The sequence below is a fragment of the Streptomyces sp. BE303 genome (genome assembly GCF_036290945.1).
GTDB lineage: Bacteria > Actinomycetota > Actinomycetes > Streptomycetales > Streptomycetaceae > Kitasatospora.
In genome coordinates, this window is record NZ_JAQYWZ010000802.1 from 26,562 (window position 1) to 48,406 (window position 21,845).

The 21,845-nt window shown below is 72.0% G+C and carries 18 protein-coding genes; 15 read left to right on the forward strand and 3 right to left on the reverse strand.

The genetic code is table 11. The annotated features are described in order from the left end of the window. Positions 1 to 377: 377 nt before the first annotated feature. Positions 378 to 1,085 carry an ABC transporter ATP-binding protein gene (locus PUR56_RS26445; RefSeq protein ID WP_329950741.1) on the forward strand — a complete coding sequence of 236 codons (708 nt, stop codon included), beginning with the start codon at positions 378 to 380 and terminating at the stop codon, positions 1,083 to 1,085. Positions 1,086 to 1,542: 457 nt separating this feature from the next. Here PUR56_RS26445 and tatC read toward each other — a convergent pair whose 3' ends face one another. Continuing rightward, positions 1,543 to 2,448 (reverse strand): twin-arginine translocase subunit TatC, encoded by a 906-nt coding sequence (gene tatC / locus PUR56_RS26450; RefSeq protein WP_329879981.1) that lies wholly within the window; start codon positions 2,446 to 2,448, stop codon positions 1,543 to 1,545. Positions 2,449 to 3,642: 1,194 nt separating this feature from the next. On the opposite strand from tatC, the gene PUR56_RS26455 reads away from it, so the two are divergent. From PUR56_RS26455 to PUR56_RS26520, 14 genes are all read left to right on the forward strand, one after another. Then, positions 3,643 to 4,698: a sugar ABC transporter substrate-binding protein gene (locus PUR56_RS26455; protein WP_329950742.1), complete on the forward strand. Its 1,056-nt coding sequence runs from the start codon at positions 3,643 to 3,645 to the stop codon at positions 4,696 to 4,698. A 46-nt stretch (positions 4,699 to 4,744) separates the two neighbouring features. Beyond that, positions 4,745 to 6,307 (forward strand): sugar ABC transporter ATP-binding protein, encoded by a 1,563-nt coding sequence (locus PUR56_RS26460; RefSeq protein ID WP_329879964.1) that lies wholly within the window; start codon positions 4,745 to 4,747, stop codon positions 6,305 to 6,307. After that, positions 6,300 to 7,343 carry an ABC transporter permease gene (locus PUR56_RS26465; RefSeq protein WP_329879965.1) on the forward strand — a complete coding sequence of 348 codons (1,044 nt, stop codon included), beginning with the start codon at positions 6,300 to 6,302 and terminating at the stop codon, positions 7,341 to 7,343. The genes PUR56_RS26460 and PUR56_RS26465 overlap by 8 nt, the downstream gene beginning before the upstream one ends. Before the next feature lie 82 nt (positions 7,344 to 7,425). Further along, positions 7,426 to 8,760 (forward strand): enolase C-terminal domain-like protein, encoded by a 1,335-nt coding sequence (locus tag PUR56_RS26470; RefSeq protein WP_329879966.1) that lies wholly within the window; start codon positions 7,426 to 7,428, stop codon positions 8,758 to 8,760. Further along, positions 8,753 to 9,649: an amidohydrolase family protein gene (locus PUR56_RS26475; RefSeq protein WP_329879967.1), complete on the forward strand. Its 897-nt coding sequence runs from the start codon at positions 8,753 to 8,755 to the stop codon at positions 9,647 to 9,649. The genes PUR56_RS26470 and PUR56_RS26475 overlap by 8 nt, the downstream gene beginning before the upstream one ends. Then, a complete protein-coding gene (locus tag PUR56_RS26480) occupies positions 9,640 to 10,077 on the forward strand; it encodes an RbsD/FucU domain-containing protein (RefSeq protein WP_329879968.1) in 438 nt (145 codons plus the stop codon). The genes PUR56_RS26475 and PUR56_RS26480 overlap by 10 nt, the downstream gene beginning before the upstream one ends. After that, entirely contained in the window at positions 10,074 to 11,162 is a 1,089-nt protein-coding gene (locus tag PUR56_RS26485) for a zinc-dependent alcohol dehydrogenase (protein WP_329879970.1), read from the forward strand. The genes PUR56_RS26480 and PUR56_RS26485 overlap by 4 nt, the downstream gene beginning before the upstream one ends. Then, entirely contained in the window at positions 11,159 to 11,920 is a 762-nt protein-coding gene (locus PUR56_RS26490; protein WP_329950743.1) for an SDR family oxidoreductase, read from the forward strand. The genes PUR56_RS26485 and PUR56_RS26490 overlap by 4 nt, the downstream gene beginning before the upstream one ends. Further along, positions 11,917 to 13,011 carry a sugar kinase gene (locus tag PUR56_RS26495; RefSeq protein ID WP_329950744.1) on the forward strand — a complete coding sequence of 365 codons (1,095 nt, stop codon included), beginning with the start codon at positions 11,917 to 11,919 and terminating at the stop codon, positions 13,009 to 13,011. Before PUR56_RS26490 ends, PUR56_RS26495 begins: the two co-directional genes overlap by 4 nt. A gap of 36 nt (positions 13,012 to 13,047) precedes the next feature. Continuing rightward, positions 13,048 to 14,061 carry an aldo/keto reductase gene (locus tag PUR56_RS26500; RefSeq protein ID WP_329950745.1) on the forward strand — a complete coding sequence of 338 codons (1,014 nt, stop codon included), beginning with the start codon at positions 13,048 to 13,050 and terminating at the stop codon, positions 14,059 to 14,061. Between the two features lie 94 nt (positions 14,062 to 14,155). After that, positions 14,156 to 14,284: a hypothetical protein gene (locus PUR56_RS26505; RefSeq protein ID WP_329879975.1), complete on the forward strand. Its 129-nt coding sequence runs from the start codon at positions 14,156 to 14,158 to the stop codon at positions 14,282 to 14,284. A 578-nt stretch (positions 14,285 to 14,862) separates the two neighbouring features. Then, positions 14,863 to 17,223 (forward strand): M4 family metallopeptidase, encoded by a 2,361-nt coding sequence (locus tag PUR56_RS26510; protein WP_329950746.1) that lies wholly within the window; start codon positions 14,863 to 14,865, stop codon positions 17,221 to 17,223. Between the two features lie 770 nt (positions 17,224 to 17,993). After that, positions 17,994 to 19,490, forward strand: a complete 1,497-nt coding sequence (locus tag PUR56_RS26515; RefSeq protein ID WP_329879978.1) for a hypothetical protein — start codon at positions 17,994 to 17,996, stop codon at positions 19,488 to 19,490. A gap of 387 nt (positions 19,491 to 19,877) precedes the next feature. Further along, positions 19,878 to 20,546, forward strand: coding sequence for a GntR family transcriptional regulator (locus tag PUR56_RS26520; protein ID WP_329950747.1), 669 nt, complete (start codon positions 19,878 to 19,880; stop codon positions 20,544 to 20,546). Positions 20,547 to 21,179: 633 nt separating this feature from the next. Here PUR56_RS26520 and PUR56_RS26525 read toward each other — a convergent pair. Together PUR56_RS26525 and PUR56_RS26530 are read right to left on the reverse strand one after the other, a co-directional pair. Then, positions 21,180 to 21,362 carry an ABC transporter permease subunit gene (locus PUR56_RS26525; protein WP_443034573.1) on the reverse strand — a complete coding sequence of 61 codons (183 nt, stop codon included), beginning with the start codon at positions 21,360 to 21,362 and terminating at the stop codon, positions 21,180 to 21,182. Between the two features lie 198 nt (positions 21,363 to 21,560). Continuing rightward, positions 21,561 to 21,845 (reverse strand): hypothetical protein (locus PUR56_RS26530; protein ID WP_329950748.1); only part of this gene is annotated, 285 nt, incomplete at its 5' end.

Sequence of the window (21,845 nt, forward strand, 5' to 3'; positions counted from 1 at the left end):
GGGGTGAATCCGCCGTGCTCCAGGGCCCGGGTCGGCCGGCTCACAGGTACGGCCCGGTGTTGGCGACGGTGTCGATCGAGCGGCCGGACTCGGCACCCTGCTTGGCCGCTCCGGGATACGACGGAGCCGCCGATCCCGAGGCCGTGGGGTGAACGCTCGCTCTCCGGTGCGTCATGGTGGGTCGCGAGGGCTCCGGGCCTTGGGCGGTGCGACTTCGGGGAATTGCCGGACGTGGCCCGCCGGTCGTTCTACGGGATCCGTCGCGGAAGGGATTCGTGCGGGATCGAGCAGCGCGGTGAATCCACGGCGTCGGCCGTCGGAAAGTCCGCGGGTGTTCCTTTCCGGGCACGATCTCACCGCGCACATGGAGGTCGTCGGTGGCCGACAGCACGGCGCGCACCACAGGATGGTCGTCGACGAGCAGCAGCCGGATCATCCGGAAACGCCTGTCACCTGGTTGGTGGCAGGGGTCGTGGCCGTCGGGGGATCCGCCGGCCGAGGGGTCCGGTGCGGACGAGCCCGTCGAGCTGGTGGCGGGGTGCGCGGAGGGCGTCCGGACTGCCGACCTTCCGGCGGCCGAGCGGGCCCGGGTCCGCCGCGACCACATCGGCTTCGTCTTCCAGCAGGACAACCTGATCCCGTCCCTCACCGCCCTTGAGCAGGTGCTGCTGGCCGTGGACCTGCGGAGGGGCAGCAGGCGCGCGCATCGGACCCTGGCCATGGAACTGCTGGAACAGGTCGGCCTCGCCGACGCCGCGGATCGCCGGCCTCACCAGTTGTCCGGCGGCATGCGGCAGCGCGTCAACATCGCGAGGTCGCTGATGGGTTCGCCCTCCCTGTTGCTCGTCGACGAGCCCACGTCGGTCCTGGACCGGGAGCGCGGCCGTCGGATCATCGCCCTGCTGGCGGAGCTCGTCCGTGACCGTGGGGTTGCCACCGTGGTGGTCTCCCACGACCTCGACGCCCTTGACCCCGGCGGCAGCACGGGTGTCGACGTCACCGCGTCCATGGCGGACGGCCGCATCGTGCGGGTGGAGCACCACCGCCTTCACGCGGGCGCCCGCTTCGTCGAAACGCCCGGGTGAGGACACCGGCGCGGCTGTGCGGACGGGCGCCGGCTGGATCGCGGGCCTTCGCCCACGCGAGCGGGAGGAAGGCCGTGTCCGGCCCCGGTCGCGTCCTGCTTCCCTCCCGGGCCGGAAGCCGCTCGTCCCTCCGGCGACCGCTCGGGGCCACCGCGGAACCGCTACCGGCCCCGAGCCGCACCCCCGTCCCCGGCCCCGGCCGAACCGGCTCATGAAACACCCGCCTCCCCGAAACCGCACCAATGGCGCGCCGCGCAGGCCACCGCGACCGGGCCGACCACGCCGCGGTCGCGGTGTGCCCCGGCGCGTGCCGCTTCCGGGGGAGGGAGTGCGGAGGCGGCTCCGGAGCCCGGTGGGATGCACAATCGTGATCCGGATGGCCGGGGCCCCGATGGCCACGGCCCCGCGTCCGGTGGGTCGGGCGCCGAGGCGTGCGGTTCGGCCGCCCGCCGTCGGATCAGGTGATGTCGTCCAGGTGCGCCCGGTGCTCCGGGTGTTCCTGGCGGGGGATGTGCACCTCGATGCTCGCGGCCGGCCGGGTGGAGGCCTCGACGGCCGCCACCTCCGCCACCGGCTGCACCGTCAGGTCGACGTCGGAGGCCTCGTCGGCGCCGAGCCCGTGGTCGGGGTTGCGCCGGGCCTTGCGCCGGTCGTTGACCGTCGCGATGCCGCAGGCGAGGAAGAAGAGGGCCCAGATCGGTGCGGCCAGTGCCAGCATGCTCAGCGGGTCGACGCTCGGGGTGGCGAACGCGGCGAAGACGGTGATGCCCAGTACCATGCCGCGCCACCAGCCGAGCAGCCGCTTGCCGGTGACGATGCCGGTCAGGTTGAGCATCACCAGCAGCAGCGGGAACTCGAAGGCCAGGCCGAAGACCAGGACCAGCCGGGTGGCGATGTCGAAGTAGTCGTCGGGCGGCAGGATCGGCGTGGTGTTGTCGGGGGTGAACGACATGAGCATCTGGACCGTCGTCGGCAGCAGCACCATCGCCAGGGCGGCTCCGGCCAGGAACAGCGGGGCGCCGCAGGCGACGAAGATCCGGGTGTACTTGCGTTCGTTCCGGTGCAGACCGGGCACGACGAAGGCCCAGATCTGGTAGAGCCAGACGGGGACGGTGGCCACCACGCCGGCGGTCAGGGCGACCTTGAGCATCCAGGTGAAGCCGGCCGTGAGGCCGATGGTCGAGACCTGCGCGCACTTCTCCTTCCCCGTGGCGATGATCTCCGGGGTGCAGCGGAGCGGTTGCAGCAGGAAGTCCTCGATCCTCTTGTGGAAGAACAGCGCCAGGACGGTGAACACGACGATCGCCAGGACCGACTTGGCCACGCGGTTGCGCAGCTCCCGCAGGTGGTCGGCGAGGGCCATCCGCCCCTCGGGGTCCTTGGACGCCTTGAGCGCCCTGGGTGTCTTCCGTACCTTGATCGGCTTGCTCAACCCGCACCTCGGCCGGTGTTCGGAGGCCCGCCGACCGGCGGGCCTCGGGTGGATCCGCGCCGAGGCGGGACGGGACAAGAGCTCGCGGCGCGGGCCGCGCTGGTGGCCCTACGACGCCGACGAAAAACGGAATGCACCTCCTCTGCATCAGGACGGCGGGTGCGGGACCCGTGACGGGCGAGCCGGGCGGGCCGATTTCGTCCGACCGCGGAGCGGGCACGGTCGACCGCGGGAACGGCGGTCGGCGGGGCGGTCGGCAGGGCAGTCGGCTCGGGGCCGCTGATCCGCGGGTGACGGCCCGCAACCGTTCCGGCGGTCCGCGGAGGCCCCGCCGGTGCGCAAAGTCTGCGGGCTGTCCGACCCGTCCGTCAACGCTCCTTCCGTACCGATGTCAACCCGTGCGCTCGGCCGGGCCGGCACGGTCGGGGGGACCGTCCCGGCGGTCAGGATGCTTGCCACCGGGAGATGGTTGCGTAAACATAGGCGAGATGGCGGGCCCACTGCCGCGCCACGTCGAGCGGACAGTGACGGGGGCCGGCGACGACCCGGCGCTCGTGACCGCCCAGGTGGCCCGATCCGCACGGTCGAGAACCATGTCGCCCGCGGCCTGGTCGGGCTCCGGACCACCCGCGCCGAACTCGCCCGCCGTCCCGCCTGACCCGATCCGAGCCGGGGCCGCGTGAGCGGGCCGGCCCGGACCGGCCGGAGTGCCCGCAGTGCGTTCGGGCCCGTGCCGCGAATGACTCGGGCCCGCCGGTGCCACATTCGCACCGACCGATCCCGAGGCCCGGTCGTCGGCCGGCATCGCGGACCGGGCGTCCTCCCCGAGTGGCCGTGCCCGAGTCGACCGAGGGGCGCGGCGCCCGGCCGACGCCGCTCGGGAGTGGACGGCGGCCCGTGGCGCCGCACCGTCGATCCTCGCTATTGATGGGATCAATCGTCGGCCGATCTGAGCGGACCTGACCCCTCGCCGTCGCAGAATGCCTTATTTGCAGCATGGTTCCACCGAGGCATTGACAGCTTCTTCAGCTGAGACCTATAAACATCCCATGTCTCCGAAGCGTGACACCTGCCGTATCCGCTAGGGGCGATCCCCTGCTCCGGGACCACCACGAGGAACCACCGATGAGACTCAGAAACGCCCTCTGCTCCACTGTCTCCGCGCTCTCCGCAGTTGCGCTGCTCGGCGCATGCGGCTCCGGAACCACCGCGTCGTCGGACCGGTCGCTGATCGGCGTGGACTACCCGCGTTCCGACACCGACTTCTGGAACTCGTACATCAAGTACACGCCCGGGTCCGCGGGGCAGCTAGGCCTGTCCCTGAAGACCACCAACTCCCAGGGAGACGTCGCCAAGCTCACCGCCAACGCCCAGACCTTCATCAGCCAGGGCGTCAAGGGCATCGCGATGGCCCCGCAGGACACCGCCGCCATCGCCCCGACGCTGGATCAGCTGGCCGCGAAGAAGATCCCCGTCGTGACCGTGGACACCCGCCCGGACAGCGGCAAGGTCTTCATGGTGGTGCGGGCCGACAACCGGGCGTACGGGGAGAAGGCGTGCCAGTACCTCGGTACGAAGCTGGACGGCCGGGGCAAGGTCGTGATGCTGGAGGGCGACCTGTCCTCCATCAACGGCCGTGACCGCACCGAGGCGTTCAACGACTGCATGAAGAAGAACTTCCCCGGCATCAAGGTGTTCGGCGAGGCCACCAACTGGGACGGCGCGGTCGCCGCGCAGAAGCTCCAGACGGACCTCGTCGCCAACCCGGACATCAAGGGCGTCTACATGCAGTCCAGCTTCGCCCTCGCCGGCACGCTCCAGGTCCTGAAGCAGGCGGGGCTGCTGGTGGACCCGAAGGACGAGAAGCACGTCTTCGTCGTCTCCAACGACGGCATCCCCGAGGAGCTCAGGAACATCGCCGCGGGGAAGATCGACGCCACCGTCTCCCAGCCGGCCGACCTCTACGCCCGGTACGCCCTGCACTACTTGAGGGCCGCGATCGACGGGAGAACGTTCCAGCCCGGTCCTACCGACCACGACAGCACGATCGTCCAGGTCCGTGACGGTCTGTTGGAGGACCAGCTCCAGGCCCCGCTCGTCACCGCCGACGGCGGCACCTACGGCGGCGTGACCAGTGTGAAGAGCGACGACAAGTCCCTGTGGGGCAACAACGTCGGCTGACCTCCCGACCGGCAACCCCACGGCATTCGAGCAGAAGGCGGTTGAGATGAGCGACGGGGAGCGAGTGGTCGGCCCCGTGCCCGCCCCGGCGGACGACGGGCGGACCCTCACGGACCCGCCCGTCGTCGAGGCGACGGGCATCGTCAAACGATTCGGTCCGACGGTGGCCCTCAACGGCGCCCGGATCACCATCAGACCCGGTGAGACCCACGCGCTGGTCGGCCGCAACGGGGCCGGAAAGTCCACCCTGGTGTCCGTCCTCACCGGCCTTCAGGCCCCCGACGAGGGAACGGTCACCTTCGCCGGCAGCCCGGCGCCGCGGCAGGCGGACCGGGACGCCTGGCGCCGACGCGTGGCCTGCGTCTACCAGAAGTCGACGATCATCCCCACGCTGACCGTCGCCGAGAACCTCTTCCTGAACCGGCACGCCCCCGGCCGCGGTCGCCTGATCAGCTGGGGGGACGTGCGCCGCCGCGCGGAGGAACTGCTGGCGACCTGGTCGGTGGACGTCGATCCCCAGACCCCCGCCGGCGATCTCGACGTGGAGCAGCGGCAGTTCGTGGAGATCGCCCGGGCCCTGTCCTTCGGGGCCCGGTTCATCATCCTGGACGAGCCGACCGCCCAGCTCGACGGGGCGGCCATCAACCGGCTCTTCGACAGGATCCGCGATCTGCAGGACCAGGGCGTGACCTTCCTGTTCATCAGCCACCACCTCCAGGAGGTCTACGAGATCTGCGACACGGTGACGGTGTTCCGGGACGCCCGGCACATCGTGACCGCGCCGGTGACGGAGTTCCCCCGCGGCGAGCTGGTCGCCGCGATGACCGGCGAGGCCGCAGCCACCCGGCGCGGGGAACGGGTGAGTACCGCCGACCCCGGCGCCACGGCCGCGCTGAGCGTCCGCGGCCTGAGCGGTGCCACCTACGGCGGCGTCACCTTCCGGGTCGCCGCGGGGGAGATCGTCGGGCTCGCGGGGGCCGCGGGCAGCGGTCGCACCGAGGTCGCCGAGACCGTCGTGGGGCTGCGGGCCGCCGACGGCGGCGAGTTGGAGATCGCGGGCCACCGGCCCCGGCCGGGCAGCGTGCCGGCGGCGCTGGCGGCGGGTGCCGGATTCGTTCCGCAGGACCGGCACCACCAGGGCTTCGTGCCCGACATGTCGATCGCGGACAACGCCACCCTGTCCGTACCGGGCCGGATCGGCAGCAACGGCTTCCTGAGCCGCGCCCGCCGGGACCGGCTCGCCGCGAGCATGATCGAGAAGCTGGCCATCAAGACTCCTGGGCCCGACCTGCCCGTCTCCGCGCTGTCCGGCGGCAACCAGCAGAAGGTCGTCATGGCGCGCGCCCTCGCCGACGACCCCCGGCTGCTGGTCCTGATCAACCCGACCGCCGGGGTGGACGTGCGGTCCAAGGAATTCCTCCTCGGCAAGGTCGAGGAGACGGCGCGGACCGGCACCGGAGTGCTCGTCGCCTCCGACGAACTCGACGACCTGCGCATGTGCGACCGGGTCCTCGTGATGTTCCAGGGCCGTGTGACATCGGAGATCGCCCGCGGCTGGCACGATCACGACCTCGTGGCCGCGATGGAAGGAGTGGACCTCAATGCCTGACACCGTCCTCGTGGACACAGCCCCACCGGAGGCCACGGAACCGCGGGTGAGGCGGACCGCGCTGTTCGGCGGCCGGGTGCCGCTGGCCCGGCTTCGGGACCTCGCGCTCGTCCCCGCGATCGTGGTCATCGCGATCGTCGGCCAGATCGTCAACCCCGTGTTCCTGCAGGCCGACAACCTCGTCAACGTCCTGCAGACCATGTCCGAGATCGCCCTCCTGGTCCTCGCCCAGACGATGATCCTGATCGTCAAGAAGATGGACATGTCCCTGGAGTCCACCATGGGACTCGCCCCCGGGGTCGCCGCCCTGCTGGTCGTTCCGGCCGGTGCCGGACACGGGCTCGGGCTGATCCCCGGGGCCTGGGCCGTACCGGTGACCCTCGCCGTGGGCGCGGTCGTCGGTGTGCTCAACGCCCTGCTGATCATCCGCTTCGGGCTCAACGGCTTCATCGTGACCCTCGGCATGCTGATCGTCCTGCGCGGCATCCTCACCGGCCTCTCCGGCGGCCAGACGTTCTTCCAGCTCCCGCCCTCCATGCTCTACCTGGGCACCGCGGAGTGGTTCGGGACACCGGCGTCCATCTGGATATGCCTGGCGCTGTTCGCCGTCGCCGTCGTCCTCCTCGGCTGGACCGGCTTCGGCCGCTCCCTGTACGCGATCGGCGGCAACGTCGACGCGGCGAAGGCGGCCGGCATCCGCACCGACCGGGTGCTGTGGATCGTCATCGTCAGCGGCAGCGTGCTCGCCGCCCTCGCCGGACTGCTGCTCTCCGGACGGCTCGCCTCCGTCGCCGCGGCCCAGGGCGACGGCTACATCTTCACCGTCTTCGCCGCCGCCGTCATCGGCGGGATCAGCCTCAACGGCGGCAAGGGCACGATGTTCGGAGCCTTCAGCGGCATCCTGCTCCTCTTCATGATCCAGAACGTGCTCACCCTCGGGGGCGTCCCCGCCCAGTGGATCGGGGCGCTGAACGGCCTGATCATCCTGGTGGCGCTGATCATCTCGCGCATCACGGGCGGCAAGGCCCAGGAGTGACCCGGGCGCCCACGCCCCACGCCCTTCCTCCCCATCTCGTCGCAGGGGACCGTGTTCCCCTGCCCACACAGGAGTTGTCGCCATGTCATCCCCCCTGCCCGCCTCCCCGGAATCCGCCCGCATCACCGCCCTCGACGTCCTGGACGTGCGCTTCCCCACCTCCGAGCACCTCGACGGCTCGGACGCGATGAACCCCGAGCCGGACTACTCGGCCGCCTACGTCGTCCTGCGCACCGACGCCGCCGACGAACTGGAAGGCCACGCCCTGGCCTTCACCACGGGGCGCGGCAACGACGTGCAGGCCGCCGCCATCGCGGCCCTCGCCCCGCACGTGGTCGGCCTGTCCGTCGACGAGGTCTGCGCCGACCTCGGAGCCTTCTCCCGCTCCCTCGTCCACGACCCCCAGCTGCGCTGGCTGGGCCCGGAGAAGGGCGCCATCCACATGGCCGTCGGCGCCGTCGTCAACGCCGCCTGGGACCTCGCGGCCAAGCGCGTCGACAAGCCCGTCTGGCGGTTCCTGGGCGAGATGTCGCCGGAGGAGCTGGTCGCGCAGATCGACTTCCGCTGGCTCAGCGACGCGCTCACCCCCGAGGAGGCCCTGGAGATCCTGCGACGCGCCGAACCCGGTCGCGAACAGCGCATCGGCCGGCTGCTCGACCGGGGCTACCCCGCCTACACCACCACGCCGGGCTGGCTCGGATACTCCGACGAGAAGCTGGCCCGCCTCGCCCGCGAGGCCGTCGCCGACGGCTTCACCCAGATCAAGCTCAAGGTCGGCGCCTCCCTGGAGGACGACGTACGGCGCCTGCGCACCGCCCGTGAGGCGGTCGGCGACGGCATCCGCATCGCGGTGGACGCCAACCAGCGGTGGGACGTCCAGGCCGCGATCGACTGGATGAGCGCCCTGGCCCCCTACCGGCCGTACTGGATCGAGGAGCCCACCTCGCCCGACGACATCCTCGGCCACGCCGCCGTCCGCAGCGCCGTCGGTCCGGTCAAGGTCGCCACCGGCGAGCACATCGCCAACCGGGTCGTCTTCAAGCAGCTCCTCCAGGCCGGCGCGGTGGACATCGTGCAGATCGACGCCGCACGGGTCGGCGGCGTCAACGAGAACATCGCGATCCTGCTGCTCGCCGCCAAGTTCGGCGTCCCGGTCTGCCCGCACGCCGGTGGTGTCGGCCTCTGCGAGATGGTGCAGCACCTGTCGATGTTCGACTACGTCGCCGTCTCCGGCACGGTCGAGGACCGGGTCATCGAGTACGTCGACCACCTGCACGAGCACTTCGTCGACCCGGTCCGCATCACCGACGGCCACTACCTCGCACCCGCGCGTCCCGGGCTGGGCGCGCAGATGCACGCCGAGTCCCTCAAGGAGTACGCCTACCCCGACGGCCCGGTCTGGTCCGCCCGTGTCTGAGCCGCCGCCCCTGATCGACGCCCACCACCACGTGTGGGACCTGGACCGCCGGCCGCAGCCCTGGCTGGACGAGCCCGGCCACGAGCCGATCCGCCGAACGCACACGGTCGACGACCTGCGACGGACCGCGACCCGGACGATCTCCGGGCGGCGGCTGACAAGCACCGTGCTCGTGCAGTGCGTGACGTCCGTCGCCGAGACGCGGGAGCTGCTGGCCCTCGCCGAACAGGACCCGCTGATCGGCGCCGTCGTCGGTTGGGCGGACCTCACCTCACCCGCGATCGGCGACGTGCTCGACGACCTGCGCTCCGGACCCGGAGGCGGGCACCTGCGGGCCCTGCGGCACGTCGTGCAGGGCGAGGACGACCCCGAGTGGCTGCAACGCCACACCGTCGAACGGGGCCTGCGGGCCGTCCGGGACAGCGGGCTCGGCTACGACGCCCTCATCCGCAGCGACCAGCTCCCCCAGGCGATCCGACTCGCCCGGCGCCTCCCCGACCTGCCCTTGGTCCTGGACCACGCCGGCAAGCCGCCCGTCGGCCGCGCGCTGTCCGACTGGGAGCCGAAGCTGCGCGCGCTGGCCGGATCCCCCCACGTGCGGTGCAAGGTCTCCGGGCTGATCACGGAGGCCGACCACCGGACCTGGACGATCGAGGACGTCCGGCCGGTCTGGGACGTCCTGCTGGACGCCTTCGGCGCCGACCGGCTGATGTTCGGCTCCGACTGGCCGGTGTGCGTCCTCGCCGGCGGCTGGAACCGCTGGGCCGCCACCGTCGAGGAACTGCTCGACGACTGCTCCGAGAGCGAGAAGCAGGCCGTGCTCTCCGGTACGGCGACCTCCTTCTACCGGCTGTCCGCAACGACGGAAGGTCCACGCCCGTGCTCCTGAACGAGCTGCTGCACCCAGGGATCCTCGAATCCCTCGCCGGCGCCGGCCACGGCGCCCGCGTCCTGCTCGCCGACGGCCACTACCCCGCCAGCACCGCCACCGGCGAGCGCGCCAGGACCGTCCACCTCAACCTGGCCCCGGGCCTGCTCGACGTGACCACCGTGCTGGACGTCCTGCTGCGCGCGCTGCCCGTCGAGTCGGCCCACGTGATGGTGCCGCCCGCGGGCGAACCGGAGCCGCCGGCCCTCGCCGAGTACCGCTCCGTGCTGGCACCCCGAACGGTCACGGCACTCGACCGCGCCGCCTTCTACGAGGCCGCCCGCTCGCGGGACCTGGCCCTCGCCGTCGTCACCGCCGACACCCGCACCTACGCCAACCTGCTGCTCACCATCGGCGTCCGCGCTGAAGGGACACTGAAACCACGATGACACTCGCAGTCCGCTACCTGGCCGCACGAACCCTCGACACGGCACCCGCCGAGACCCCCGAGCCCGGTCCCGGGGAGGTGCTGCTGGCGCCCGCCTACGTCGGCATCTGCGGCACCGACCTGCACATCTTCCACGGCGACATGGACGCCCGCGTGGTCGCGCCCGCCGTCCTCGGACACGAGATGTCCGGCCGCGTCGTACGCGTCGGCCCGGACGTGGAGGGCTGGCGGCCCGGTGACGCGGTCACCGTGATGCCGCTGCGCTGGGACGACACCTGTCCGGCCTGCCGGGCCGGTCACCAGCACATCTGCCAGCACCTCGACTTCATCGGCATCGACTCCCCGGGCGCGCTGCAGCAGCGCTGGACGGTGCCCGCCTCCACCCTGGTCCGGCTCCCGGACTCCCTGCCCCTGGACCGCGCCGCGCTCGTCGAACCCACCGCGGTGGCCGTGCACGACGTCGCACGGGCCGGCGTCCGGGCGGGCGAGAAGGCCGTCGTGGTCGGCGGCGGACCCGTCGGCGTCCTCATCGCCCTGGTCGCGCGGGCGGCGGGCGCCGAGGTCCGGGTCGTCGAGCCGAGCACCCACCGTCGCCTGCTCGCCGAGGAGTTGGGTCTGACCACCTGGAACCCCGCCGACGACGACCTGCCGGCGCTGGTCCGGCAGTGGACCGGTGACGCGGGGGCGGACGTCGCGTTCGAGGTGTCCGGCGCGGCAGGCGGCGTCGACACGGCGGTCGACGTACTGGGCGCGCGCGGACGGCTGTGCCTGGTGGCCATCCACCCCCGACCCCGCGAGGTGAACCTGCACCGCTTCTTCTGGCGCGAACTCACCCTGGTGGGAGCCCGGTTGTACGACCGCTCCGACTTCGAGAGGGCGGTCACCCTCGTCGCCGAGGGTACGATCCCGGCCGAGCGGCTGATCAGCAAGGTCGTACCGCTCACCCGGGCACCCGCCGCGTTCGAGGCCCTGGAGGGCGGCGGCGACGTGATGAAGATCCTGGTGGACTGCACGGCCGTGGAAGGCACCGCCGTGGACGGCACCACCGTGGAAGGCACCGACAACGACCGGGGAGACGCCGCATGACGCCCTTCGACCTCACCGGGAGGCTCGCCGTCGTCACGGGAGCGCGGCGCGGCATCGGCCGGGCCGTGGCCCGTGCGCTCGCCGAAGCGGGGGCGGACGTCATCGGCGTCAGCGCCTCGTTGGAGGAGTCCGGCAGCGCGGTGGAGGAGGACGTGATCGCCGCCGGCCGCACGTTCGAGGCGATCCGCACCGACTTCGCCGACCCCGAAGCCGTCCGCGCCCTGGGCGCGGACCTCGCCGGTCGCGAACGGCCGGTGGACATCCTGGTCAACAACGCGGGCACGATCCGCCGCGCCCCCGCCGCCGAACACACCGACGACGACTGGGACCTGGTGCTCCAGGTCAACCTGACCGCGCAGTTCGCGCTGACCAGGGCCGTGGGCGCGACGATGGCGGCACGCGGCCGGGGGAAGATCGTCTTCACGGCGTCGCTGCTGAGCTTCCAGGGCGGCATCACCGTCCCCGGCTACACCGCCGCCAAGCACGGCGTCGCCGGCCTGACCAAGGCGCTGGCCAACGAGTGGGCCTCGCGCGGCGTCAACGTCAACGCCGTCGCGCCCGGCTACATCGCCACCGACAACACCCGGGCACTCCAGGACGACCCGGCGCGCAGCAAGGCCATCCTGGAGCGCATCCCCGCCGGCCGCTGGGGCAGCGCCGACGACCTCGCCGGCGCCGTCGTGTTCCTGGCCTCGGACGCCGCCGCCTACGTCCACGGCACCGTTCTGCCCGTCGACGGCGGATGGCTCGGCAGATGAGCGGCACCGGACCGGAATCCGCGCCGGCCGCGGCGAGGTGTACGGGAAGCGGCCCGGAGGTCGTCGCTCTCGGCGAGGTGATGCTGCGCTTCGACCCGGGTGAGGGCCGGATCCGCACCGCCCGCTCGTTCCGGGTCTGGGAGGGCGGCGGCGAGTACAACGTCGTACGCGGCCTGCGCCGCTGCTTCGGCCTCCGCACGGCCGTCGTCACGGCGCTCGTGGACAACGCGGTGGGCCGCCTCGTCGAGGACCTGATCCTCCAGGGAGGCGTCGACACCTCGATGATCCGGTGGACGCCCGACGGCGGCGTGGGGCGCCACACGGCACGCAACGGGCTGAACTTCGTCGAGCGGGGGTACGGCATCCGCGGCGCGCTCGGCGTCAGCGACCGCGCGCACACGGCCGTCTCGCAGTTGGGCAAGGGCGACGTGGACTGGGACGCCGTCTTCTCGGCCGGGGTGCGCTGGTTCCACACCGGCGGCGTCTTCGCCGGTCTGTCGGACACCACCGCCGACGTCGCCGACGAGGCCATGGCCGCGGCCCGCCGACACGGTGTCACGACCTCCTACGACCCCAACTACCGCGCCAGCCTCTGGGCCGGCCGGGGCGGCGCCGTCCGGGCCCGAGAGGTGGACCTGCGGCTCGCCCGGCACGCCGACGTCGTGGTCGGCGCCCTGGGCCTGGCCGGCGCGCACCCGGGGCAGACCCGCGTCGGGGCCGACGAGGTCGCCGGAGCCCTCGCGGAGGTCGCCGGTCTGCTGCCCGGGGCGAAAGTGCTGGCGACGACCCTGCGTGACGTGCCCTCGGCCGGGGTCAACGACTGGTCGTCGGCCGCCTGGTCGGCGGAGACCGGCTTCGTCGCCGGGCACCGCATGCCCGGACTGCACGTCCTCGACCGCATCGGCTCCGGCGACGGCTTCGCGGCCGGCCTGATCCACGGACTGCTCGGCGGCACCGGCCTGGAGCGCGCCCTGGCCTACGGCACCGCCCACGGGGCCCTCACCATGACCACGCCCGGAGACGTCTCCATGGCCACCCTCGCCGAGGTCGAGGCACTCGTCGCGGGCGGGTCGGCCCACGTCAGCCGCTGACGGACACCCCCCACACCCCTACTCCAGGAGCACGACGTGCAGCAGCGGAACATCCAGAGCACCTCCATCCCCCTCACCGAGCTGGGCTTCGGAGCCTCCGTCATCGGCAACCTCTACCGCATCACCCCGGCCGACGTCGCGACAGCCGCCGTCGACACCGCGTGGGACGCCGGCGTGCGGTACTTCGACACCGCACCGCACTACGGCCTCGGCCTCTCCGAGCGCCGCCTCGGCGACGCCCTGCGGGGCCGGCCCCGCGACGAGTACGTCGTCTCCTCGAAGGTGGGCCGGCTGCTCGTGCCCAACGAGGATCCGCAGGGCATCGACCCCGAGGGCTTCGCCGTGCCGGACGACCTGCGCCGGCAGTGGGACTTCAGCCGCGACGGAGTGCTCCGGTCCGTCGAGGACACGCTGGAGCGCACCGGCCTGGACCGGCTGGACGTCGTGTACCTGCACGACCCGGACGACCACTGGCGGCAGGCGGCCGAGGAGGCCATGCCCGCGCTCGCGGAACTGCGCGACCAGGGCGTGATCGGCGCGATCGGCGCGGGCATGAACCAGTCGGCCATGCTCGCCCGCTTCCTGCGCGAGACCGCCGCCGACGTCGTGATGCTCGCCGGGCGCTACAGCCTGCTCGACCAGTCCGCCCTGGACGACGTCCTGCCCGCCGCCCGGGAACTCGGCAAGAGCGTCGTGGCGGTGGGCGTGTTCAACTCGGGTCTGCTCTCCCGGGACTGGCCCGTCGAGGGAATGAGGTACGACTACCGGGAGGCCTCTCGTGACCTCGTCGCCCGGGCCCGTGCGATCGCGGAGGTATGCGAGGCTCACGGCACCACGCTGCCCGCGGCGGCGATCGCCTTCCCGCTGACCCATTCCCAGGTCATCAACGTCACCCTCGGTATGCGGAACCCGGAACAGGTCGTACGGAACGTGGAACTCCACGGCAGGAACACGCCCGAAGGACTCTGGAGCGACCTCCGCGCCCGGGGCCTCATCAGGTCGGACGTGCCCCTGGAACAGGGCCGGGGGAGAGGCACGGAGTGTCGCTGACGGACAGGGCCGTAGAAGAGGTCCGTGAGCTGATCAGGACCGGCGCCCTGCTCTGCGGGACCTGACCCGTGCCGCCTCCCTCAGGGAGGCGGCGGTGCTGCTGCACGTCAACAGCACCGAACAGTGGCTCCGGGAGCGTCCGGGAACAGGGGAGCTCGGTCCGGGAGCGGCCGACGGCTGCGGGTCCGACGACGGCGGCGCGGCCGGCGGATGGTCGCCGTGAACACCGGCGCGGGTCGCCCGGTCCACCCGACCGTCCGGCCCGCGGGGCGCCGTGACCGCGGCGACGAGGGGGGCGAAGGCGTGCGGATCCGGTCGATGCCGTATGCGGCAGCGGCCGACGTCCTGCCAGGTGAACCGGTCTGCGCCGCTGCGGGCCCCGGCGTGACGGCCGCTCACCGGCGCGTTCGCCGGAGGTGTGTCGGGCGTCGGGATGGCCGAAATTGCCAACAGAAAACAATGAAATCAAGCACAGTCAAACATGATTCCACGGCGCTTCAGCTAGGCTTCAGGTGGCCTCTTCCTCAAGTGGGTTGCGGGGAAGCGGCATTGCGCGAGCCTCGATGAAGTGTCTCGCGCCTTCCGCCAGGGTGACGTGCGCCCCCATTTCTGTCATGTGCATGTCATCAATCGAAGGGCTTCCGCGGTGCGGCAGCTCCTCCTGTACCTCCCAGACCGCCTGGAGCCCCGGCGGCCCGCTCCGGTGTCCCCGCACCGAGTGCCGACCGTCCCCACGCGCCGCCTTCCGCGGCGTGGACTCAGCAGCCGGCCCGTCGAAGGCCGGCAGGCAAAGGAGATTCCGTGTCCCGTTCCGTTCCCCTGCACCGGCTCGTCCCGCTCGCCGTCACCACCGCGCTGCTGGTGACCGGTACCTCGGTGTGCGCCGCCCCCGCCATGTCCGCCCCGGTGCCGTCCACCGCCCCGTCGCTCTCCGTCGCCCCGGTGCGGCCCGCCGCCGACCGGTCGGCCGCGCTGGCGGCCGCGGACCGCCAGGGAGTCGACTTCGCCCGGAGCCTGGGGCTCACCGGGCAGGAGAAGCTGGTCGCCAAGGACGTCGTCCACGACGCGGACGGCACCCGGCACTTGCGCTACGAACGCACCTATGCCGGACTGCCCGTCCTCGGCGGCGACCTGGTGGTGCACCAGGGCTCCGACGGGGCGGTGAAGGACGTCGACCGCGCCTCGACCGCGTCGCTGGCCGGCCTCGGCAGCACGCCCGCGATCGACGCCGCGGCGGCGCAGACGGCGGCACTCGACTCCCGGCCGGGCGCCCCGGTCGGCCGCGCGCCGCGGCTGGTGGTCTGGGCGGCGGACGGCGCGCCCCGACTCGCCTGGGAGACCGTGCTCGCCGGAACCGCCGCCGACGGCGGCCCGAGCAAGCTGCACGTGATCACCGACGCGGCCGAGGGCACGCTGCTCCGGACCTTCGAGGGCGTGCAGACCGGTACCGGTCACGGCGTCCACGTCGGAGAGGTCGCGGTGGGCACCACGGCGAGCGGATCGGGGTACGAGCTCCGGGACGGCGCCCGCGGCGGAAGCTACACCACGGACCTGGGCAACCAGCGCTCCGGAGCCGGGTCCGTGTTCACCCGGCCCACCGAGGACGGCTGGGGCGACGGCACACCGGGCAACCGCGAGTCGGCGGCGGTCGACGCCCACTTCGGCGTCGGAGCCACCTGGGACTACTACAAGGACACCTTCGGCCGCGCGGGGATCGGCGGCGACGGGGTCGGCGCCCTCAGCCGTGTGCACTACGGCAGCGGGTACGTGAACGCGTTCTGGGACGACAGCTGCTTCTGCATGACGTTCGGCGACGGCGACGGCGACACCCACCCGCTGACCAGCATCGACGTCGCCGGCCACGAGATGACCCACGGCGTCACGTCCGTCACGGCCGACCTCGTCTACTCCGGCGAGTCCGGCGCCCTGAACGAGGCCACCAGCGACATCCTCGGCTCCATGGTGGAATTCCACGCCGACCTCGCCGCCGACACCCCCGACTACCTCATCGGCGAGAAGCTCGACCTCTTCGGCAACGGCTCCCCCCTGCGGCACATGGACAAGCCCTCCAAGGACGGCGAATCGCCCGACTCCTGGTACCGGGGCATCGGCCGATTGGACGTCCACAACTCCTCCGGGGTCGCCAACCACTTCTTCTACCTCCTCGCCGAGGGCAGCGGCGCGAAGGACATTAACGGTGTCCACTACGACTCGCCCACCCGGGGCGGCATCACCGTCACCGGCATCGGCCGGGACGAGGCGGCCGCCATCTGGTACCGCGCGCTGACCGTCCACATGACCTCCACCACCGACTTCGCCGGGGCCCGCACGGCCACCCTCCGGGCCGCCGCCGAGCTCTACGACGCGAACAGCGCGGCGTACGCCACCGTCGGGGCGGCCTGGGCCGCCGTCAACGTGGGAGCCGTCCTCCCCACCACGCCCGTGGTCACCCACCCGGGCGACCAGGTCACCGCGGTCGGGACGCCGGCCGAACTCCTGATCGCGGCCCCCACTGCTGCCGGTGAGCCCACCTTCTCGGCCGAGGGCCTGCCGGCCGGGCTGGCGATCGACGCCGGCACCGGCAGGATCGCCGGCACACCCACCGACGCCGGGTCCACGACGGTGACCGTGACCGCGACGTTCGCCTCGGGCGCGACCGCCGACACCCGGTTCACCTGGGCCGTCACCGACGGCACCGGCCCGTGTCCCTCCGCCCGACTGCTCGGGAACGCCGGCTTCGAGAGCGGCACGGCGGCGCCCTGGACGGCCACCTCCGGAGTGGTGGACGCCGACCCGAGCCAGGCCGCCCACGACGGCGCGTGGAAGGCCTGGCTGAACGGGTACGGATCCTCCCGCACGGACACCCTCGCCCAGACGGTCACCGTCCCGGCGGGCTGCCGGGCGAGCCTCGGGTACTGGCTGCACGTCGACTCGGACGAGGACACGAGCGCCGTCGCCTTCGACCGGCTCACCGTCACGGTCAACGGCACCCAACTGGCGGCCCACTCGAACCTCGACCGGGCCGACGGCTACACCCGGCGGAGCGTCGACCTCTCGGCCTACGCCGGGCAGACCGTGACCCTGATGTTCAAGGGGACCGAGGACTTCAGCCTCAGGACCAGCTTCGTCCTCGACGACATCGCCATCGAGATCGGCGACTGACCCGAGAGGGCCCCGTCACCCCTTCGCGGACGCCGCGGCATCCGGGCCCACCGACGGGCCCGGATGTCGGGGCGTGTCGGCGACCTCCCCACCGGAGTACCTCGGCGCTCGTGTCACGGCGCCGCTCTCCCACCGGACCGGCCGGACCAGTACCCCGGACCTACGAGCGGCCACGGCCATCTTCGGCCGGCTGGGCCTCCGGTGGGCCCTCAGAGACGGGTACCGCCCCACGAGCTGGACCGCATCGCCCGCTGGATCGACCTCGACCAGCGGAAATGAAACGGCAACACACCTGGTGCTCTTTTCGTATATCGAATATATTTCACGCACGACTCCGGATGTCGCGCCGAAGTTTCGACGCGCCGTTCGGGGGGCGGGTGTAGAGCCGGATCGCGACCGGCCTCTCCCTGCTCCCGCACGTACCCCGGGGTCGATCCAGCCGCGGCCCGTCCCACAAGAGACGCGCCCATGACACCATCGCGCAGCGGATCCGCCGCCATCTCCCGGCGGACACCTTCGCGCCCGCCACCACAGCCTGACTCCCGGCAGCCGGTCTACTGAATCAGCGGGCCCGAGCACCGTCACGCCCCGAAGCCCCTCCGGCGCGGACCCCGATCCGCGCCCGTTGCCCCATGTCGCCGAAGCACCGCCCGCCCGAGCTTCGCACCCACTGTCCGTGCCGGCATCACCCCTGCCGGAGGCGGTCTCGCCCGCGCCCCACGGCGGCAGGCCACCTCCACCCCCACCCTCATCCCCCACGGAGACAGAACATGACCAGACCCGAGCCTCACGGCATCAGCCGCCGCTCCGTCCTGCGCGGAGCGGCCGTCGCAGGCGCCGGAGCGGCCATCACCCCGCTGCTCAACCTCTCCACCGCCACGGCCGCCACGGCCGGCGCCTACACCATCCGCTTCGACCAGGCGCGCAAGCAGACCATCCTCGGCCTCGGCTTCGAGATCCAGTCGGACTCGATCGGCTCGGGCAACAACGGCCTGCCGGCCACCGTCTCCGGCGTGCCCTACGACCTGACGCCGGCCGAACGGACCCGCTTCTACCAGCAGTTGGTCATGGGCGGCCGCACCGACCGGGGCTTCCGCTACTGCCGGCTCGCGCTCGGGCTCTACCACCGCGGTCTCGATCCCACGGGCAAGCACATCATCGACCGCTACCCCGGCCAGACCGCCCTGCTCGCCGACATGATCAACAGCAGTCGCATGGAGGGCGTGGCGGCCGAGTACTGGTCACCCGCGCCCGGCTGGAAGAGCAACAACTCCTACGTCAGAGGCAGTCTCGCGTCCGTCGAGCCGGCGTTCCTCGACCAGTTGGGCGACGCCATGGTCGGCGACCTCGACTACCTCTCGGCACGCGGTGTTCCCATCTCCATGTGGGGCCTGCAGAACGAGCCGGACGCGGAGAACACGTACTCCACGTGCCAGTACACGCCCGAGGGGTACCTCAAGACGTTCAAGGCCGTCGCACCCAAGGTCAAGGCCCGCTACCCCCGAGCGATGATCCACGCCGACAGCCGGGACGGCTGGGAGAGCCCCTGGGGCAAGGCCGTCGCCGCCGACCCCGTGGCCCTGTCCTACGTCGACGCCTGGACCTTCCACCGCGTCGGCTCGCCGAGCAACGAGCAGATGCCGAGCAAGAAGCCGCTCGGGAGGGACTACACCTCGGGAGCGCTCGGAAGGCCCGTCTTCAACAACGAGTTCGAGTACCTCGACAACTTGACCAGTGACGACAGAACGATCAACACCGCCCAGTCGATCATGAACTGGATGACCTTCCAGAACTCCCCCACCTGGTTCTGGCTGCACGCCCTCAAGCCCACCACCAACGCCGAATCGCCCGGCTACTCCCTCGGCTTCTGGCGCCCCCCGAGCGACACCGACTTCAGCGCCAACCACTTCCCCGACCTCCCGGTCGGCCACTGGACCTGGAACCCCCAGAACTGGAACGCCGTCGCCGGGTTCGTGAAGTACATGCCGTGGAACTCGGTGCGCTACCACGTCGACGAATCCGCGGAACTCGGCGACCAGCGGATCATGGCGTGGAAGACCCCGGAGGGCAAGCCGGTCTTCGTCATCACCAACCGCTCCGCCACCCAGCCGTTCACCTACACCGTCAATACCCAGACGGCCGCCTCCTTCCAGGGCCACCGCTACGGCCCGGCCACCAACAACCAGGACATCCCCACGCTCACCGGACCCACCCTCACCATCACCGTCCCACCGCGGTCGATCGAGTTCTGGGTCCGCACCCCCTGACCGGCCGCGCCCGTAGGTCGAGCCGTTTCCGCCGCGGTCGATCGGACTCCGGGCCCGCACCCGAACCCGACGCGCCACGGCACGCATGGTGAAGAACGTCTCCCGGCCGGACCTGGCCGGGAGACGTTCGCCGCACCCGCACCCGCCGGCGAAGCCCGATTCGCCGCCTCGACGTTTCAGGCGCGCGCCTTTTTGCTGCCGGCCGCAGGCGCCGTAGGGCCGCGTGCGCGCGGGCTTCGCGGCTGCCGAATGAAGGCTTATCGAATTCGGTACACGAATCCTGGAGACGATACATCCGGGGCGAACTGGATGAAGCCCCGGGCCGAGATGAGGAATTCACCTCTGGGGAAAGGCTCCGATCATCGGGATATCGCATACTATGAACGAATGGACCGAACCAGCTGGGCGGAGCGCATCCCCGCCGTGAAGAGCAAGGCCGACCTCGTTTACGAGAGCCTGTACAACGCCATCGCCCAGGGGGGTCTGCGACCCGGCGAGCGGATCAACATGGACGAGCTGGCCCGCCGGTTCGGCATCAGCAAGATCCCCATCCGCGAGGCGGTGAAGCGGCTGGAGTCGGACGGTCTGCTGGTCTCGCGGATGCACGCGGGCATCACCGTGACCCCGATCGACGTCGCCGAGATGCGAGGCGTCTTCCTCGCCCGCGAGGCCATCGAGGCGCTGGTCGCCCAGCTCGCGGCCGAGCGGATGGACGACGCCCGGCTCGCCGAACTCGAAAGCATCCAGCGGGCGATGCACGACGCGCTGGCCGCGGGCGCGCTGGAGAAGATGGCCGAGCTGAACTCCCGCTTCCACCGGACCCTGGCCCGGAGTGCGGGCTACCGCGTCCTGCACGACCTCACCGGCCAACTGCTGCTCACCATCCGCCGCTACCGCATCACCGTACCGATGGGCGACCGGGACTGGCGCTCCGTGGTCGCCGAGCACGACGTGATCGTGGACGCGCTGCGCCGGCGCGATCCGGTCGCGGCCGCGGACGCGGTCCGCGCCCACATCGGCTCGCAGGCCGTGCACGAGGTCGAGTGCGCTTTCTGAGCTGATTGAACGTGTACCTATCTCTGCCCCGGCCCAGTTTCTCCGTGCCCCCGAGGAATTCGTGCAAGCCGACGGCCCGTTCCCTGCTCTCGTACCGGCGGGAGCCCGGCCCTTGAGAGGGACAAGGGTGAGGGGCGACGCCCCGGCGCCGCCCTGGGTGCGCCCACCCTGTTCGCCCGCGGCATCGATGCCGTCGAGGGGTCACCGAACTCCGCCCGCGCCCTGAAGGTCCTTGAACGGGCCCGAGCGTCACTCGGCCTCGACGCCGCCCTCGACGCCGCCCTCGGTGCGGACACCGGTGCCGCCGGCCCGCATCGGGCCGCCTCCGCACTGGGCCCCGGGGCCGCCGATCGCCGGCACCGAGCCCGGTCGCTCGTGTGCCCGTGCCGCCGCCGGCGGCGCAGTGCGTCCGACCGGCGTCGTGTTCGCCCGTGCCGAGCGAACCACCCGGATCGAAGGCCCGTGAGCCCCTTGCACTCCTGCCGCCCTCCATCGGCGAGCCGACTGCGGCCGGGGCGACCACCGCAGGCCCGACGCGCGAATGCCGCAGGCCCGACCGGGTGCCTGTCTCTGGCACCTGGCCGGGCCGGTCCTCCCCGGTTCACCCGTGCGACGACCGGGCGCGCGTGGGTCCTACTCCTCGACGGGACCACCGATGAGTCCGCGGACGAAGGGCCGCCGGAGGAGGACGGCGGCGGTGGCCGGCTTGAGCATCGGCAGGGTGATCGAGCGGAGCTGCCGCCAGGGGCCGGCGCGGTCGATGGCGGCGGCCTCGTAGATCTGGTCGGGGATGCGCTGGAGTCCGCCGAGGAGGATCGGCGCCCAGGATCACCGGGAGCGCGGGCGCCACCGGCAGCCGGCCGGCCAGCGCGCCACTGGAACGCCCGCGCCGGGGCTACGTGGTCTTCGCTGTCCGGCCCTGGCCGCCCCCGGCGGCAGGACCGCCGAGGGGGTGCTGCGCGAGGAGCCCGGTCGTCCTCGTCACAGGTCTCCCTCGCCCCTCGCCACGGTCCGTCATTCCTTGCCGAGGGCCTGGCCGACCGCGTCGTCGACGGTCTTCAGTGCCTTGTCGACGGACGCCTGGCCGTTGACGCCGGCCACGATGTTGGCCTTCTGGGCGTCCCAGCGGGCCTGGAAGGCGTGCCGGTCCTGGAGCAGCAGGTCGGGGGTGTTGCGGGCGAGCTGTTCGAAGATGGGCGCCCAGTTGGGGTCGGCCTTGACCTTGCCGTCCACGGTGGCCTTCACGGCCGGGTCCACCTTGCCGAGGTCGTACGGGAAGATCGCGTGGAAGTCCATGTA

Excerpts from the sequence above, each read along its gene's own strand:
- tatC (WP_329879981.1), bottom strand. The coding sequence starts at position 2,448 with ATGGCCCTCGCCGACCACCTGCGGGAGCTGCGCAACCGCGTGGCCAAG.
- PUR56_RS26455 (WP_329950742.1), top strand. The coding sequence starts at position 3,643 with ATGAGACTCAGAAACGCCCTCTGCTCCACTGTCTCCGCGCTCTCCGCA.
- PUR56_RS26460 (WP_329879964.1), top strand. The coding sequence starts at position 4,745 with ATGAGCGACGGGGAGCGAGTGGTCGGCCCCGTGCCCGCCCCGGCGGAC.
- PUR56_RS26465 (WP_329879965.1), top strand. The coding sequence starts at position 6,300 with ATGCCTGACACCGTCCTCGTGGACACAGCCCCACCGGAGGCCACGGAA.
- PUR56_RS26470 (WP_329879966.1), top strand. The coding sequence starts at position 7,426 with ATGTCATCCCCCCTGCCCGCCTCCCCGGAATCCGCCCGCATCACCGCC.
- PUR56_RS26485 (WP_329879970.1), top strand. The coding sequence starts at position 10,074 with ATGACACTCGCAGTCCGCTACCTGGCCGCACGAACCCTCGACACGGCA.
- PUR56_RS26490 (WP_329950743.1), top strand. The coding sequence starts at position 11,159 with ATGACGCCCTTCGACCTCACCGGGAGGCTCGCCGTCGTCACGGGAGCG.
- PUR56_RS26495 (WP_329950744.1), top strand. The coding sequence starts at position 11,917 with ATGAGCGGCACCGGACCGGAATCCGCGCCGGCCGCGGCGAGGTGTACG.
- PUR56_RS26515 (WP_329879978.1), top strand. The coding sequence starts at position 17,994 with ATGACCAGACCCGAGCCTCACGGCATCAGCCGCCGCTCCGTCCTGCGC.
- PUR56_RS26520 (WP_329950747.1), top strand. The coding sequence starts at position 19,878 with ATGGACCGAACCAGCTGGGCGGAGCGCATCCCCGCCGTGAAGAGCAAG.